This is a genomic window from Paenibacillus sp. SJS-P3, assembly GCF_056711585.1.
In genome coordinates, this window is record NZ_CM160043.1 from 747,191 (window position 1) to 761,875 (window position 14,685).

General features: G+C 57.4%; 16 protein-coding genes and 1 pseudogene. 10 read left to right on the forward strand and 7 right to left on the reverse strand.

Annotated elements, in window-relative coordinates; genetic code table 11:
• Nucleotide 1 precedes the first annotated feature (1 nt).
• The 4 genes from AC06G8_RS03460 to AC06G8_RS03475 are packed head-to-tail and all read left to right on the forward strand — an operon-like array spanning nucleotide 2 to nucleotide 3,995.
• Nucleotides 2-925, forward strand: a complete 924-nt coding sequence (locus tag AC06G8_RS03460; protein ID WP_480284374.1) for an ABC transporter substrate-binding protein — start codon at nucleotides 2-4, stop codon at nucleotides 923-925.
• An 18-nt stretch (nucleotides 926-943) separates the two neighbouring features.
• Nucleotides 944-1,981, forward strand: coding sequence for an ABC transporter ATP-binding protein (locus tag AC06G8_RS03465; protein WP_480284375.1), 1,038 nt, complete (start codon nucleotides 944-946; stop codon nucleotides 1,979-1,981).
• Complete coding sequence (locus AC06G8_RS03470; protein WP_480284376.1) at nucleotides 1,953-2,585, forward strand: ABC transporter permease; 633 nt, start codon at nucleotides 1,953-1,955, stop codon at nucleotides 2,583-2,585. The genes AC06G8_RS03465 and AC06G8_RS03470 overlap by 29 nt, the downstream gene beginning before the upstream one ends.
• A gap of 36 nt (nucleotides 2,586-2,621) precedes the next feature.
• Nucleotides 2,622-3,995, forward strand: a complete 1,374-nt coding sequence (locus AC06G8_RS03475; RefSeq protein ID WP_480284377.1) for a dihydrolipoyl dehydrogenase family protein — start codon at nucleotides 2,622-2,624, stop codon at nucleotides 3,993-3,995.
• Between the two features lie 393 nt (nucleotides 3,996-4,388).
• Here the strand turns inward: AC06G8_RS03475 and AC06G8_RS03480 are convergent, their stop codons facing one another.
• Together AC06G8_RS03480 and AC06G8_RS03485 are read right to left on the reverse strand one after the other, a co-directional pair.
• Complete coding sequence (locus AC06G8_RS03480; RefSeq protein ID WP_480284378.1) at nucleotides 4,389-4,922, reverse strand: cysteine hydrolase family protein; 534 nt, start codon at nucleotides 4,920-4,922, stop codon at nucleotides 4,389-4,391.
• A gap of 321 nt (nucleotides 4,923-5,243) precedes the next feature.
• Nucleotides 5,244-5,384 carry a hypothetical protein gene (locus tag AC06G8_RS03485; RefSeq protein ID WP_447662318.1) on the reverse strand — a complete coding sequence of 47 codons (141 nt, stop codon included), beginning with the start codon at nucleotides 5,382-5,384 and terminating at the stop codon, nucleotides 5,244-5,246.
• An 84-nt stretch (nucleotides 5,385-5,468) separates the two neighbouring features.
• On the opposite strand from AC06G8_RS03485, the gene AC06G8_RS03490 reads away from it, so the two are divergent.
• Nucleotides 5,469-6,068, forward strand: a complete 600-nt coding sequence (locus AC06G8_RS03490) for a dienelactone hydrolase family protein (RefSeq protein WP_480284379.1) — start codon at nucleotides 5,469-5,471, stop codon at nucleotides 6,066-6,068.
• A 118-nt stretch (nucleotides 6,069-6,186) separates the two neighbouring features.
• On the opposite strand, the gene AC06G8_RS03495 is transcribed toward AC06G8_RS03490, so the two are convergent.
• A complete protein-coding gene (locus AC06G8_RS03495; protein ID WP_447662320.1) occupies nucleotides 6,187-6,825 on the reverse strand; it encodes an NAD(P)-dependent oxidoreductase in 639 nt (212 codons plus the stop codon).
• 239 nt (nucleotides 6,826-7,064) lie between these two features.
• On the opposite strand from AC06G8_RS03495, the pseudogene AC06G8_RS03500 reads away from it, so the two are divergent.
• The 3 genes and pseudogenes from AC06G8_RS03500 to AC06G8_RS03510 form a co-directional block, all read left to right on the forward strand.
• Nucleotides 7,065-7,268, forward strand: a pseudogene (locus AC06G8_RS03500) (SUMF1/EgtB/PvdO family nonheme iron enzyme); the annotation flags it as partial.
• 139 nt (nucleotides 7,269-7,407) lie between these two features.
• Nucleotides 7,408-8,103: an RNA polymerase sigma factor gene (locus AC06G8_RS03505; protein WP_447662321.1), complete on the forward strand. Its 696-nt coding sequence runs from the start codon at nucleotides 7,408-7,410 to the stop codon at nucleotides 8,101-8,103.
• Entirely contained in the window at nucleotides 8,100-8,882 is a 783-nt protein-coding gene (locus AC06G8_RS03510; RefSeq protein WP_480284380.1) for a DUF4367 domain-containing protein, read from the forward strand. The genes AC06G8_RS03505 and AC06G8_RS03510 overlap by 4 nt, the downstream gene beginning before the upstream one ends.
• Here AC06G8_RS03510 and AC06G8_RS03515 read toward each other — a convergent pair.
• The 4 genes from AC06G8_RS03515 to AC06G8_RS03530 form a co-directional block, all read right to left on the reverse strand.
• Nucleotides 8,876-9,181: a DUF1871 family protein gene (locus tag AC06G8_RS03515; protein ID WP_447662323.1), complete on the reverse strand. Its 306-nt coding sequence runs from the start codon at nucleotides 9,179-9,181 to the stop codon at nucleotides 8,876-8,878. The genes AC06G8_RS03510 and AC06G8_RS03515 overlap by 7 nt on opposite strands.
• 118 nt (nucleotides 9,182-9,299) lie before the next feature.
• Entirely contained in the window at nucleotides 9,300-9,779 is a 480-nt protein-coding gene (locus tag AC06G8_RS03520) for a hypothetical protein (protein ID WP_447662324.1), read from the reverse strand.
• 373 nt (nucleotides 9,780-10,152) lie between these two features.
• Nucleotides 10,153-10,686, reverse strand: a complete 534-nt coding sequence (locus AC06G8_RS03525; RefSeq protein WP_480284381.1) for an NUDIX domain-containing protein — start codon at nucleotides 10,684-10,686, stop codon at nucleotides 10,153-10,155.
• 31 nt (nucleotides 10,687-10,717) lie between these two features.
• A complete protein-coding gene (locus AC06G8_RS03530) occupies nucleotides 10,718-11,431 on the reverse strand; it encodes an MOSC domain-containing protein (RefSeq protein WP_480284382.1) in 714 nt (237 codons plus the stop codon).
• Nucleotides 11,432-11,911: 480 nt separating this feature from the next.
• Here AC06G8_RS03530 and trpS point away from each other — a divergent pair, with 480 nt between their 5' ends.
• Together trpS and AC06G8_RS03540 are read left to right on the forward strand one after the other, a co-directional pair.
• Entirely contained in the window at nucleotides 11,912-12,898 is a 987-nt protein-coding gene (gene trpS, locus AC06G8_RS03535) for a tryptophan--tRNA ligase (RefSeq protein ID WP_480284383.1), read from the forward strand.
• 179 nt (nucleotides 12,899-13,077) lie between these two features.
• The gene (locus AC06G8_RS03540) at nucleotides 13,078-14,025 is read left to right on the forward strand and encodes a ribose-phosphate diphosphokinase (RefSeq protein WP_447662327.1); all 948 of its coding nucleotides are present in this window, start codon (nucleotides 13,078-13,080) and stop codon (nucleotides 14,023-14,025) included.
• Nucleotides 14,026-14,685 lie beyond the last annotated feature (660 nt).

The following is a 14,685-nucleotide window of genomic DNA, read 5'->3' on the forward strand; positions in this document are numbered from 1 at the left end:
AATGAATACGAACATGCAGAGGAACAGCCTGGCGAAGAGAGCTTGGATAGGAACGGGGATCGTTCTGATGGGCGCCATGCTGAGCGCCTGCGGCTCAAGCGGCAGCGGCAAGCCGGAGATCGCGGTCGGCTCCAAAAACTTCACGGAATCGCTCGTGCTGGGCGAGATGTACTCGCTGGCGCTGGAGCATGCGGGCTACAAGGTGGACCGCAAGCTGAATCTCGGCGGCACGCTCGTCGCGCATGAAGCGCTCAAGAAGGGCGATATCGACATGTATCCGGAATACACGGGAACGGGCCTCATCAACGTGCTGCAGCTGCCGCCGAAGACGGACGCGCAAGCGGTGTATGACGAGGTATCCAGAGGATACAAGGAGAAGTTCGATCTTGTCTGGCTGAAGCCGACAGAAGCCAACGACTCCCAGGGCCTGGTCACGACCAAGAAAGTCGCCGAGCAGTACAACCTGCATAAGATCTCCGATCTGCCCAAGCTCGCTCCGCAGCTGCGGATGGCTGCCGTTCCCGAGTTCGAGGAGCGGGAGGACGGCTTGAAGGGACTGAATGCCTTCTATGGCAAAATGGATTTCAAAAGCATCAAGCTGTTCGACTACGGCGTGAAGTACCGCGTTATCATGAACGGAGAAGCAGACCTGACGGTCGGCTTCACGACTGACGGAGACCTCACCAATCCCGATCTTGTGCTGCTTGAAGACGACAAGAAATTCTGGCCTCCGTACTTCGTCGCGCCGGTCGTGCGGGGCGAGGTTCTGGAGAAGAACCCCGATGTGGAGAAGGTGCTGGACGACGTCTCCGCCAAGCTGGACAACAAGACGGTGCAGGCGCTGAACGCGCAGGTGGACATCGACAAGAAGGAATACGCGGATGTGGCGAAGGACTTCCTGCAAAAGCAGGGATTGCTGGATTAAGCGGAGGAGGGAATCGCCATGAACGGACTGGCGCTTAGATTCGAAGGGGTGAGCAAGCTGTACCCCGGGGCCGCCGAGCCGGCGGTCCGGGACGTCTCGCTTGCCGTGGAGGAAGGCTCGTTCGTCACGCTGCTCGGCACATCCGGCTCAGGCAAGACGACGCTGCTGAAAATGGTGAACCGCATCATCGAGCCGACCTCGGGCAGCATCACGCTGTTCGGGCGGGATATCCGCGAGCGTCCGGCGACGGAGCTCAGGCGCGGCATCGGTTATGTCATCCAGCAGACCGGCCTGTTCCCGCATATGACGGTGGAGCAGAACATCTCGACCGTGCCGGACATTCTCGGCTGGGACAAATCGCGCGTCTCCGCCCGCGTATCGGAGCTCATGGAGCTCGTCCAGCTGCCGGAGGACATGCGCAAGCGATATCCGAGGCAGCTCTCCGGAGGCCAGCAGCAGCGCGTCGGCATCGCCCGGGCGATGGCCGGCGACCCCAAGGTGCTGCTCATGGATGAGCCGTTCGGAGCGCTCGATGCCATCACGCGCAGCTCGCTGCAGGATGAGCTGCTCGCCATCCAGCAGCGGCTCGGCCGCACCGTGCTGTTCGTCACGCATGACGTCAGCGAGGCGTTCAAGCTGGGAGACCGCGTCGTCGTCATGAACGGCGGCCGGATCGAGCAGTCCGGGACGCCGCTGGAGCTGCTGACCCGCCCGGCGACCGATTTCGTGCGCCAGCTGACGGGAGGAGACGATCTGTTCCAGCTGCTGGAGCTGCTGAAGGCGGAGGACCGGATGCTTCCTCTCTCCGCCGGACCGATGCTGCCGGAGTCGGCTCCGTCCGTCCAGCGCACCGACAGCTTGAAGTCGGCGCTGGAGAAGATGCTGAGGCATGGGGCTGTCGAAGCAACCGTGGCAGATGATCATGGAGCAGCGGTGGGCAGGCTGACGCTGGCTCAGCTTCAGCCCCAGTCCCTGGCCCAGACGGAGCTGCCTAGACCGCAGCCGCAGCCTCGGGAGGGGGAAGCCGATGTCGGAGTATTTGCTGAACCATTATGACGATCTGCTGAAAGGCCTCTGGGAGCATCTGCTGCTGTCGGCCTCGGCGCTGGCGATCGCGCTGCTGATCGCGCTGCCGGCAGGCTACTGGCTGTCCCGGCACGGCCGCATCGCTGTGCCGGTCTTGGCGGTGCTCGGAATCGTGTATGCCATCCCGAGCCTCGGCATGTTCGCTTTGCTGATTCCGCTGCTGGGGCTCGGCAAGCAGCCGGCGCTGGCCGCGCTTGTCCTGTACAGCCAGCTGGTGCTGATCCGCAATGTGATCTCGGGCTTCCGCTCCATCGAACCCGCAGTTCGCGAGTCGGCGGCCGGCGCGGGCTTCGGCCGCTGGCGGCTGTTCACGCGGATCGAGCTGCCGCTCGCGCTGCCCGTCATTTTGGGCGGGGTGCGGATCGCCTCGCTGTCGATCATCGGCATCGCGACGATCGCCGCCTGGATCAATGCGGGAGGGCTCGGCGTCATCTTGTTCGAGGGCCTGTATCAGAACTCCGTGCCCAAAATGGTTTGGGGAACCGTGCTTGTCGCGCTGCTGGCGATCTCAGTCAACCAGCTGCTGCTGGCTCTGGAGCGGAGATCGATCCGACGGGCGGCAGGAGAAGGTTGATTTTGCGCCGGGAGAAGCGAGGGGAGGAAGGAAATCATGAACACAGGCACGCATGAATACGATCTGGTCGTGGTCGGAAGCGGAACGGCTGGAGCTTCGGCTGCCCATCGCTGCCGGGAGGCGGGGTGGAAGGTCGCCCTCGTCGAGAACCGCCCTCTGGGAGGTACCTGCGCCCTGCGCGGCTGCGATCCGAAGAAGGTGCTGGCCGGCGCGGCGGAGCTGATCGATTGGAACCGCCGGATGAAAGGCAAGGGAGTAACGGGCGATGTCTCCATCTCTTGGCCGGAGCTGATGGCTTTCAAGAATCGCTTTATTGAAGGCGTGCCGGAATCCAGGGAGAAGGAATTCCGGGAAGCGGGCATCGAGGTGTGGCAGGGCACGGCGAAGTTCACGGCGGAGGACATGATCGAGGTCGGCCATGCCAAGCTGAAGGGCCGCCATATCCTTCTTGCAACGGGAGCGCGGCCAGCCCCGCTCGGAATCGAGGGCGAGGAGCTGCTCGCGACAAGCGACGATTTCCTGGAGCTTAAGGAGCTGCCCAAGGAGATCGTGTTCATCGGCGGCGGCTATATCTCGTTCGAGTTCGCCCATATGGCGGCCCGCGCCGGAGCGAAGGTCCATATCCTGCATCGGGGGAAGAGGCCGCTGACAGGCTTCGATCCGGATCTGGTCGATCGCCTCGTCCAAGCGACGGAGGCGCTCGGCGTCGACATCCATCTGGGAGCGGCGGTACAGTCGGTGACAAGGGAGCCGGGAGGCGGCCTGACGGTCCAAGCCATGAAGGACGGCAAGCTGCTCAAGCTTCCCTGCGGACTTGCCGTGCACGGAGCCGGCCGGGTCGCCAACGTGGATGATCTTGATCTGCGCCAAGGTTCCGTGGAGGGCGGCAGCGCCGGAATCAAGGTCCATCCTTGGCTGCAGAGCGTCAGCAATCCGCGCGTCTACGCGGCCGGCGACTGCGCGGATACCGCAGGTCCTCCGCTGACGCCGATATCCTCGGCGGAGTCTGCCGCCGCGGCCCGCAACATGCTGCAGGGCAGCCGCCAGGAGCCGAACTATAGCGAGGTCCCGACCGTCGTATTTACAGTGCCCAAGCTGGCGTCGGTGGGAATCTCGGAGAAGCAGGCGCAGGAGCGGGGCTTGAACGTGACCGTGAACAAGCTGGATGCGGCTTCATGGTACACGTACAAGCGGACCAACGAGCAAGCGGCGATGATGAAGGTCATCCTGGACGCGGATTCCGGCAAAGTGCTGGGCGCCCATCTGCTCGGAAGCACGGCGGACGAGCTGGTGAACCATTTCGCGACCGCGATCCGCTTCGGCTTGACGGGGGAGGACATTTCCTCGATCCTGTTCGCGTACCCGAGCGCGGCGTCGGATCTGACCTATCTCGTCCAAGGAAAAGAATAAGCGGCTCCTGCTGAATGGCAGCAGCCGCGTCGAAGCGTCCTTCGGGACGCTTTTTTGCTAGCCGGCAACATTCACGTCGGCCTTGACGGCCGCCGCAGCAGCGCCATTCAGCCTGCGCCGCTGGAGGATGAGCAGGAAAAGGCATCCTGAGAAGCGGAAGGCCGGCGTTGGCGCCGGCTGGAATGACCGGCCGGAAGGATCAGCCGGAAGGATCAGCCAGAAGGGCCAGCCAGAAGGACCAGTCTGAAGGAACAGCCAGAAGGACCAGCCTGAAGGGCCAGTCTGAAGGACCAGTCTGAAGGACCAGTCTGAAGGAACAGCCGGAGGCGGCTGGTCTTTTTTTGCAGCTGATTCCAGTTGCACTGCGGTGACTCTGTTGGGAGATCGGCTCCGCTATGCGGAGCGGAAATCGACCTCGGAGGCTTCGGGATTGCCCGCGAACGAACGAAACTCATCGTTGCAACGGCTGATGATCTGGATTGCGCTCTCCCCGCCCTGGCCCCAGGTGCTGTGCCCGTCCTTCACGACGGCCACCTCATAGCCCCGGTCATGGGCTCCCTTGGCCGTGGCCGCAATGCACATGTCGGTCTGGAGGCCGGCAATGACCAGACTCCCGACTCCAAGCCGCGTGAGCACCTCCTGCAGGTCCGTGTTCTGGAAAGCGTCGGGGACATGCTTCTGGATCGTCGGCTCCCCAGCTGTCGGCGCGATCCGAGGGTGGATGCCCCATCCGTGGCTGCCGGTCGCCAAAGGATAGCCTTCGTCTTCATTATGCTGGACATAGATGACAGGAGCATGGCTGGCTTTGGCTTTCTCGACGAGGTCTTGAATGCGCTCAAGCAGGCCGGGGCCGTCATGCATCGGTTCGGGCTCCTCGAACATGCCGTTTTGGACATCGATGACCAGCAGGGCTGTATTCGTACTCATGATCCCAACCTCTTTCTATATTTTGGTTTTTTGTCCCTTTCATTTTATAGGAACAAACGTTCTTTTTGCAACGGTGAAATTTAAGAGAGAGGATGGAGAAATCAGGTTCGCTTCCGCTCCGTCGCCTGCCATGGAGATCGTTTTCATTGGATTTAGTTGGAAGGCATGCTAATCTAGCTCTATCTCTATGGATAGCAATGCGTAAAAAAACTTGTTGCGGCTTTGCTCGTTGCGGCTGCGCTTGCCAACTGTTATTACATGTATATCGTCTTTCTCCATCCTCCGACAGAGATGGTGGACTTGGCGAAGCTCAAAGTCAACTCAGGCACAGCCATGCTCGTTTTCAGCGCTCTTCTTTTCATCCGTATGCGATTGAAATAAGTGGAAGCGCCGCCCGTCAAAGGGCAACGTTTTTTCTTTGCGGCAGGCCAAGAGCTTGCGGGAAAGCTGCTTGCCAAGCAAGCAGCTTTCCTTGATTCATAGTGCCGCTTCCCTGGGTCCCTGGTTCCTTGGTGAAGCGGCGATAAATGAAGGGGGAAAGAGCCATTGAACGGTAAAACCGTTGTCGTCGTCCTTCACGAAATCTACGGAGTAAACAGCCATATCAAGGAGACGGCCGCTTCGCTGCAGGCGCAAGGGTACATGACGCTGACGCCTGATCTTCTGAACGGACGGACATTTTCATATGCGGAAGACGAGGAAGCCTATCGCCATTACCATTCCACGGTCGGTGCCGCAGGCGCGCGGGATCGGCTTCTTCCCTTGCTGCGCAGGTTAAAGGAGCGGGGCGACCGCGTCCTGCTCGTCGGCTTCAGCGTCGGCGCGTCCGCCGCCTGGCTGTGTGCCGCTGTCGAAGGAGCGGCTGACGGAGCGGTCTGTTACTACGGCTCCCGGATCCGCGAGCACGCCGGCCTGGAGCCCCGTTGTCCCGTGCTCTTGCTGTGGGCGGGGCAGGAGCCGGGTTTCGACGTTCAGGAGCTCTGCGCGTCGATGGCGGGCATGAAGCAGGTGACCAGTCGCATCTTCAAAGCGGAGCATGGGTTCGCGGATCCCGGCTCCCCCCGGTACGACGGCGCCTCGGCATTTGAGGCGGACCGGGAAGCGAGGTCGTTTCTGAAGCAGGCGCCGATTTTTCCGGAGGGTTGAACGGAGAGAGGCGGCATGTTTCTGTCGCATAGTCAAAAAACAAGCCAGCCGGATGTTTCCGGCTGGCTTGGCTGCTGAGCGAGGCAACGCAGAATCCCCGCCGGCCGTCTCCGTTCCTTTACTCCGCTTCGCCGACGAGCGAGAAGCGCTCGCCGCGATGGGCTGGACTCTCGATCTCATCCACGAGCGCGATCGCGTAATCCGCATAGCTGATGTAGCTGTCGCCTTTGGCGTTGACCGTCAGGCGGTCGCGGCCTTTTCGATAGGAGCCCGTGCGTCTGCCTTCCGCATGGAAGAAGGCGGCCGGGCTGATGAACGTCCAGTCGACACCTTCCGACTGCTGAAGGTCGGTCAGATTCTTTCCTTGATTGGAGGCTGTCGCGTAATATTCCTTGGGGAACTCCGGCGTATCCATCAAGCGGGTCGCATGGGCTTCATCGACGAACAGGCTGCCTGCGCCGCCGACGACGATCAGCCGGGTATCGCTTCCTTTCAGCAGCTCGATCAGCTTTTTGCCTGCTTCGACGTGGAGATGTTCCTGACCGGGAGCGGCGCCGAATGCATTGACGACGACATCGAATGGGCGGAGGTCTTCCGGCTGCAGGTCAAATACTTCCTTTTCCAGCATCAGGAGCGAAAGGTTTTTGACTTTGGATGCGTCCCGCACGATCGCGGTCACCTGATGTCCCCTGTTGGCGGCTTCTTCCGCGATGAGGCTTCCTGCCTTGCCGCTGGCTCCGATAATACCGATTTTCATGCTTGTATCCTCCTCGAATAGGTTCGTATTCCATTATTCCCGACGCCGGATCGACCAAACGCGACCGCATGATGAGGGCGGAGCATGGCTCCTAAGTAGATGTAACCATCATGATTATAACAAGCTGCTTTTGTCCATTTTTTTGTGATCGGGAAAGGACAGGTGCCTCGGATTGAAGTATGATGAAGGCAATCAGGCTTGGGAAGGGGAGAGCAGAGATGGATTCATGCTGCTGCGCAGGAGATTGGTTCGCGCCCGATTACCATCGCCAGACGATGGAGGTCAATCCCTATGCGGAGGATACCGGCAAAAAATCCATCCGGGGCGGATCCTACCTATGCCACCGTTCCTACTGCAACCGGTACCGCGTAGCGGCCCGAAGCTCCAATACGCCGGACAGCTCCATGGGCAATGCCGGCTTCCCGGTGGCGGCGGATTCCTGAGCCGGCCTTCGTAAGCAGGGCTTCCGGCCGAGCCGAATGCCGGTTCCATCTGTACCATTTTAGAAAACCTGTCCATGCGGGCAGGGTTTTTTTGAGTTGGAGAGATTCCATTTCAACCGTCTCGGAAGGTATTCTGTTGATGGACATAGAAGGAAACAAACACGGAAAATGTCGAGATTTCAATTTATTATTCAATAAATCTGGAATTTTTTTCTTCATGGTCAGGCTGACTATTCTTACATGGGGGAACGTGGCAGTAATGGAAAGCAAACTCTTTTTCATCGCTACAGCCGATTTTGTTGCTTTGAACCCGGATCTCCAAAGAGAGATATATAGGGAATATTACAGACTTGTTTATTCTCCTATCATCTACATGGTCAAAGATCATGCGACAGCGGAGGACATCATCCAGATTTCCTTCCTCAAAGTGATCAAAAAAAGGCCGGAGGCGGAAAACGAAGCCAAGCTGAAGGCATGGATTCATGTTGTCGTAAAAAATACGGTTTATGATTTTTTCAAAAAATCCAAAAAAAATCGCAACGAAATGGATTCGGATCATGTTTACATTAACGAAAGCCCCGTTTACGCGACGGAAGCAGGCGACATCGAAAGCCAAATCGAGCTCAAGCTTATGATAGAGGCTCTGGAAAAGTATCTCGAGGATATCAAGCCCGAATACAAATCCTTGATCGAGCTTCGCTGGAAACGGGACCTCAGCTATAAGGAAATCGCCCTCAGGCTGGACACGACGGAAGAAACGGTGAAATACAAGCTTTTCCGGGTGAGAGAAGCGATGAGGAAGAAATTTTTGAAGGAATGGGGGGCAGAAAAATGAAAAGCGACGAAGAGTTCGACCTGTTGTTCGATCGGGCGATAGCCGAGGCCTCCGGCAAGCATGAATTCGTGCCCGATCCGGAGATATCCTGGATGAAGGTCAAGAAGCAGCTTGGACGCAGGGCAAAGAGGCGTTCCCGGATGAAGGTGCTTCCTTACATCGCGGCATCGTTTCTGGTTGGCGCGGTCCTGCTTGGCGGACCCGTCAAATCTCAGGCTTTCCCTTTCTTCCATGCGGTCAAATCCATTCAGGACGATGTCGTGAAGCTGATCTTCGGATCCGGCGGCGACAATGCGGTCGAACCGAAAACGGCGCCCCCTCCGGAGCATTCAGGGCCGGAGGGCAGCACCGATGAGCCGGGCGGCGCAACCGAGCAGCAAAGCTTCCACAGCCTGAAGGATGCGAGAGCCCATGCGGATATGGAGATCCCCGCGATGAACTATGTTCCCGAAGGGTACGAGTTGAAAGAAGCCATGATTCTGAACAGCCAGAAAGGCAAGTCGGAGAGCGCCATTCTGAACTACAGCAATGGCGAAGGGAAGATGCTTACGGTCATGGTACGGAAGGTCAGGGCCGGCGAACAGGTCACGACCGGCGGGGATCTCAACGGCAGGGCGGATTACAAGGAAATCAAGATCGGCGGCAGCAATGCGTATCTCTTTCATTCGGAAAAGGATGGTTTGTCGAGTCTGGAATACATGAAAAGCGAATTGTTCATCTCGATATACGGAGAATTGTCTCCAGAGGAGATCACAAGGATAGCGGAAGAAGCCTACTGAGAGGATAAAGGATTGAAGGTGGAGCCGGGACGAAGCCTGGGCAATAGGCCTTGATGCCTTAACCCTTCAATAATTTTTTGGGCGACGCGGAGAGTGCCTTTGCACTTTTCGTTTTCGCCAAAATGGTTGCTGAAAATGGCGCTGATGCGGAAGGAAAGCTCCTCGGCGGTGATGTTGTCGTGGATGTGGCATACGATCGCTCTCACCTCGTGCTTGTATTCGTCGGGAGGACAGCAATATGATCGCAACAGATTAAAGGGATCCCACTCGTTCACGACGTCTCTAATCAGTTCAAACATACGCAGTCAATCCCCTCTCGCATGGTAACGTTGTAGTCGAATCTTGAAGCGCAGCCTGAATAAGAAAAGCGGAGCCGTCCATTCGAGCTCCGCTTTTTGGTTATGAATAAATTAAACTTTAGCTGCAGAGGTGGTTAGCGGTATAGGCGGTCGTTTGCTCGGTTACGGAGCCGTTTTTGACGAAGTGCACGATCTTGCCCCGGAAGTAATACCCCGTATCTCCCGTGCGGAGGACGGAATTCTGGAACACGTTCGTGTCCTTGGAGCTCAGCGTCGTAAGGACGCCCGAATCGATCCATTGGGTTCCCGTCCACTTTTGCAGCTGGAAAGTAGCGCCTAATTCGGAAACAGTCGTTTTGGCCTGAGTTACTGCCGTTAAGGTGACCACGCCTTTTTCGGAATAGATGGATTCATTGCCGTAACCGAGATAAGTATAACCATCATAAAAGCCGTACGTGGAGAACATTGTGGGAGGTGCAGACGTTTTGGCGCCATCAGCCGAGGCTGCCGACAACGGCGAGCTCAAGGAACCGAATACCAAAGCCGCCGCGAATAAAATGCTCCAGAAAATACCGATGATCCTTGCGTTTCGATTCATACTAAATCAGCCTCCAATATGTAATGGTCCAACACTAGAATAACAACCGCAAACCGAGTGTGGTTGCAGCCTTAATAAAAAATATTTACGTGTATTAAAATAGTGATCATCGCCTGCAGCTGCCCTCTTGCGGTCTATGTTCATCCCGATAAGTTGAACGAAAATGGATTGCTCTTCCAGTTAGATAGCGCTTACAATAGTTCCGAAGAACCTAATTGTGAGAAGGGGGAACGCATCCGGGGGAACGGGTTGCGCGGGATTAGTCCTTTCGCCCAGTGGCTTCAGCCAGAGCCGGACGTTCCTTGATTGGGAAACCCATGGCCTGTGACAAAGGAGGTCCGCATGAGGCGGGGAACATTCAGTCAGCTGCTGCTCAGAACGGCAGCCCATCCCGGATCTGACGCTCGACAAGCTCCATGACAAGCGTCTCCCGCTCGATCGCAAAGCCGATATTGGCCCCCTTTCGCTCCATTATGGCGCGGTTGTGGGAGATGGCATCGGCGATTTCCACCCACTCCGGCCGCGAACCGTTGGCGATCTCGTGGGACTCCGGACGAATCCGGGAGAAATCCGTCTCTGCCCGGCACACATAGAAGCAAGAGGTCATTCTCATGTTGTCATATTCCGACTCCCGCGCGGGGCGGATTTCCTCCACGCGGCCGAGCTCCCGGACGACTTCAACGGAAGAGCAGCCTGCTTCTTCCTCCAGCTCGCGCCGGAGCCCTGAGAGCATGTCTTCTCCCGGCTCGATTCCGCCGCCGGGAATGCCGTAGTCGTCATAACGGGCGGTGTAGATCACCAGCATCCTGGTTCCATCGACGATGATGCCCCGGGCGGAACGGCGAACGAAGGCGGAACCGGCTGGATTAGCGACTTTCGGATGGACCAGATCATACAGCAGCTCCATATCTTCAGCTCCTTTATCCTTTTTGACGCGCTCAAACTTCGACGACCGTGTCGCCGACCCGGACGGTACCCGGCACTGCGACGGATGCATAGAGGCCGAAGTGGTTTCCGAATTGCCGGCTTACAGTCTTGTGCAGCGACGGATCGCGCTGCAGCGAGTCCGGTTCCAGGCCGATCATCGAGCAGCGGCCGCAGAACGAGTCCACTCGCAGTTCGGCGGTCCCTATGCGGACCCGTCTGCCGATCCACTGCGCATCGTCGAAGCCGGGATCATTCATCGCGAGCACCAGGTTAGGCCGGAAGCGGCGCATGTCCAGCTTCTTGCCCCAGGCGGCTTCGAGCTTGCGCCGTGAAGCGTCGGTCACGATGAGAACGGGAGCGGCGTCGACAGCCAGGAGACCCGGCTCCTCCAGGTGAGGCTCTTTGTACCCGGTCATCGACATCCCGATCTCCGTATGCCGCTGCATGTCTGCCAGCAGCTGCTCGTCCCAGCGGAAGGCTCGGCCTTCAGGAGAGATGACATGCAGGCCGTCTTCCGCTACGGATGCGCGGTAAGCCAGCATCTCCGGAAGCTGCCGGGCGGTGATATAGCTGTTCCATCCCTGCTTCGTTTCATCGCGGAATGCCCCGACGCGGTCGCCTGCGAGTCCTGTTGCTTCCATCTCGCAGGCATCCAGGCGCTCGCCCGCAAATGATTTGACCGGATACCTCGTAATGGAGGCGACTTTCCCTGAAGACGTTTCCATCCTTATTCCTCCTCGAATGAATCCTGCCTTAATTATAGGGGCAGGACCGGATTTTGCCCATCGGTTCAAAGCCGAACGTCGTACCATGGAAGAGGCTTCATAGGAGGAGAAAGGGAGCGGGATATTGACATGCTGGAATATTATGGTATGTTGGGTAGCAAGCAAATGAATCTATCAAAGCTAGGAATGGAAAGAGTACCCTGAAGGAGTTGTCTCAGCGAGCCGGCGACAGGTGGAAGGTCCGGCACAACGGATTCAGGCGAATGGCTCCATTCGCTTCGGCCCGAAAGCGGGCAGCCGTAAGGCAGCCGCCAGTAGGCTCCGACGGGAGGTCCCGCCGTTATCAAGGGAATCATGTTAGCCGTTTTGACATGACAAGAGGAGCGGCCCTTGGCCGAATTCGGGTGGTATCGCGGAGTATTCACACTTCGTCCCTTTCAGGGACGGGGTGTTTTTTTATGTTCAAGGAGGCGAAGGGATATGGGAAAACGAATCTTGTCGGGAATCAAGCCAAGCGGGGAGCTTAATATCGGAGGGTATGGAGGCGCTTTAAGCCAGTTCGTTGCGATGCAGGAGAATGCCGAATGCTACTTTTTCATTCCGGATCTTCATGCCGTAACCGTCAGGCAGGACCCGAGAGAACTGAGAGCGCGCTCGATGGAGACCGCCGCGCTTTATCTGGCTGCGGGAATCGATCCCAAGCGGTCCGTCGTGTTCTTGCAGTCCCAGGTTTCCGCTCATGCCGAGCTGGGATGGCTGATGGAGACGCTGGCGACCGTAGGCGAGCTGGGCCGCATGACCCAGTACAAGGAGAAGGCGGAGGGCAGGGAGTCGGCGAGCTCTGCCTTGTTCACTTATCCGGCTTATATGGCCGCAGATATACTTCTGTACCAAGCGACTCATGTTCCGGTAGGAGACGACCAGAAGCAGCATCTGGAGCTGGCACGCGATTTGGCGGTCCGCTTCAACAGTCGGTTCAGGAAGGGGCTCTTCTCCATCCCCGAGCCAATTATAGCGGGCATCGGGAGCCGCATCATGGGACTCGATGATCCGGCCAAAAAAATGAGCAAAAGCAATCCCAACCGCAACAGCTATGTGCTGCTCATGGATGAGCCGGATGAGATCCGCCGCAAATTCGCCAAGGCCGTTACGGATTCCGATGGTGTCGTCCGCTACGACTGGAGCGGCAAGCCCGAGATCAGCAACTTGATGGAAATCTATGCGGTGTTCAGCGGAATGACGATCAAGGACATCGAGCAGCGATACCAGGGCATCGGATACGGAAGCTTCAAAATGGATTTGGCCGAGGCCGTGAGCGGAAAGCTGGAGCTCCTTCAGAGAAACTTCCGTGAACTAGCAGGCTCCGAAGAGTTGGAGCGGGTGCTCAAGGAGGGCGCCATGCGGGCTGCGGAAGCAGCGGCGCCGACGCTGAAGGCCGTGAAGGAAGCGATGGGGTTCGTGGTATGACAGAGACAGACTGAACTCGCTGCGGCTGCAATGCAGAAGGGCCTGTTCCTTACATCGAGGTTTCTCCTTTGCAATGAGATGCCGCAGATCAATCCTCCTACGGGCTGTTGATTTGGCTCCGATAGGCTATAATGGTTAAAAAGGATGATAGCCGAAACGCGGGAGGGAAAGGGATCAATATGACGGATAAAGTGAAAATTTTCAGCGGATCTTCCAATATTCCGCTTGCGAAGAGCATCAGCGAGCAGCTGGGCATTCCTCTCGGAGAGGTGGAGCTGTCGCAATTCGGTAACGGAGAGCTGTACGTCTCCTACAAGGAGCCGATTCGGACCTGCCATATTTTCATCGTGCAGTCGCTGTCGGACCCGGTCAACGAGAATTTTATGGAGCTGCTCATCATGATCGACGCGGCCAAGCGGGCTTCGGCCAAGACGATCAACATCATCATGCCGTACTACGGCTATGCCCGCCAGGAGCGCAAGCGCCATCCGCGCGAGGCGATCTCCGCCAAGCTGGTCGCCGACCTGCTGGAGACGGCAGGCGCTTCCCGGATCATTCCGCTTGATCTGCATACGGCCGCAATTCAGGGCTTCTTCAACTTTCCGGTCGATCATCTCACGGCGCTCGACGAGCTGGCTGAATATATCCGCAGCAAGAACATCGAGAATCCGGTCATCGTGTCTCCCGATGCGGGGCGCGCCTCTACGGCGGAGAAGCTGGCGAACTACCTGCATGCCCCGTTCGCGATGGTCGTGACCAACCACGACAGCCACACGGGAGAAGAGAAGACGCATGTCATCGGCGAGGTGGCCGGCAAGACTCCGATCGTGATCGAAGATATCATCGATACGGGCAAAACCCTTCTCAATGTCGTGGACAAGCTCGTCGAGAAGGGCGGACGCGACATCATGGTCGCGGCGACCCACGGCCTGTTTTCCCAAAATGCGCTTGAGCGCCTGGAGCATGCGCATATCAAGGAAATCGTCGTTACGGACTCTATCCTGCAGCCTTCCGGGCATTCCGACAAGCTGACCGTCATCTCGATGGCAAGTCTGTTCACCGAAGCGATCCGCAGCAATATTTACGGCGGCTCGATTGCTACCATGTTCAAGAACAAAGGAATTTAATCGTCCGCGGAAGCAGCATCTTCGAACCGATCCAAAGAGGCCGGAAGCCATTTTCCGGCCTCTTTGCCGTTCTCTTCAAAACGGCAGGCGATTGCGAGCAGGCTTAGAGGGCAGTTTGCCGGTCTGGATGCGTCTCGGAAGCAGATGCAAGACATTTGCAGGCAAGACGTTTTATGGATAATGACAGGCTTATGCGCCTTTCGAGAAACATAGCCGGTTTACGTTACCGATGTAGCCCGGCTACTAATTGATAAATGCACATGTTGCACCGTTAATGGAACCCAGGCGCTCTCGGACATTCCATTACAAACACTGATGCGGATTATCTTGGAAGCACGCATTGCCGTTAAAGCACCCGTTGCCGTGGAAGCACCCGTTGCCGTGGAAGCACCAGTTGCCTTGAGAGCATCCGCTGCCTTGAATGTTCTTTTTACCTAGAATGCTTATCGGACATAGGATCCGTTATTTGCCTTACAGAGTGGAATTTGCGAAGTTATCGGACATTAGATCCGTTATTTGCCTCCACTCTATTGATATTAGGGTAATTTTTTGGAAATAGCGGAACGTATGTCCGATAGAATGCCAAAAGCCTCGAATTCGGCCAAATAGCGGAACGTATGTCCGATAGAATGCCAAAAGCCTCTAATTCGGCTAATTAGC

Excerpts from the sequence above, each read along its gene's own strand:
- AC06G8_RS03475 (WP_480284377.1), top strand. The coding sequence starts at position 2,622 with ATGAACACAGGCACGCATGAATACGATCTGGTCGTGGTCGGAAGCGGA.
- AC06G8_RS03520 (WP_447662324.1), bottom strand. The coding sequence starts at position 9,779 with ATGAATCGAAACGCAAGGATCATCGGTATTTTCTGGAGCATTTTATTC.
- AC06G8_RS03480 (WP_480284378.1), bottom strand. The coding sequence starts at position 4,922 with ATGAGTACGAATACAGCCCTGCTGGTCATCGATGTCCAAAACGGCATG.
- AC06G8_RS03465 (WP_480284375.1), top strand. The coding sequence starts at position 944 with ATGAACGGACTGGCGCTTAGATTCGAAGGGGTGAGCAAGCTGTACCCC.
- AC06G8_RS03495 (WP_447662320.1), bottom strand. The coding sequence starts at position 6,825 with ATGAAAATCGGTATTATCGGAGCCAGCGGCAAGGCAGGAAGCCTCATC.
- AC06G8_RS03540 (WP_447662327.1), top strand. The coding sequence starts at position 13,078 with ATGACGGATAAAGTGAAAATTTTCAGCGGATCTTCCAATATTCCGCTT.
- trpS (WP_480284383.1), top strand. The coding sequence starts at position 11,912 with ATGGGAAAACGAATCTTGTCGGGAATCAAGCCAAGCGGGGAGCTTAAT.
- AC06G8_RS03530 (WP_480284382.1), bottom strand. The coding sequence starts at position 11,431 with ATGGAAACGTCTTCAGGGAAAGTCGCCTCCATTACGAGGTATCCGGTC.
- AC06G8_RS03510 (WP_480284380.1), top strand. The coding sequence starts at position 8,100 with ATGAAAAGCGACGAAGAGTTCGACCTGTTGTTCGATCGGGCGATAGCC.
- AC06G8_RS03460 (WP_480284374.1), top strand. The coding sequence starts at position 2 with ATGAATACGAACATGCAGAGGAACAGCCTGGCGAAGAGAGCTTGGATA.
- AC06G8_RS03515 (WP_447662323.1), bottom strand. The coding sequence starts at position 9,181 with ATGTTTGAACTGATTAGAGACGTCGTGAACGAGTGGGATCCCTTTAAT.
- AC06G8_RS03525 (WP_480284381.1), bottom strand. The coding sequence starts at position 10,686 with ATGGAGCTGCTGTATGATCTGGTCCATCCGAAAGTCGCTAATCCAGCC.
- AC06G8_RS03505 (WP_447662321.1), top strand. The coding sequence starts at position 7,408 with ATGGACATAGAAGGAAACAAACACGGAAAATGTCGAGATTTCAATTTA.
- AC06G8_RS03470 (WP_480284376.1), top strand. The coding sequence starts at position 1,953 with ATGTCGGAGTATTTGCTGAACCATTATGACGATCTGCTGAAAGGCCTC.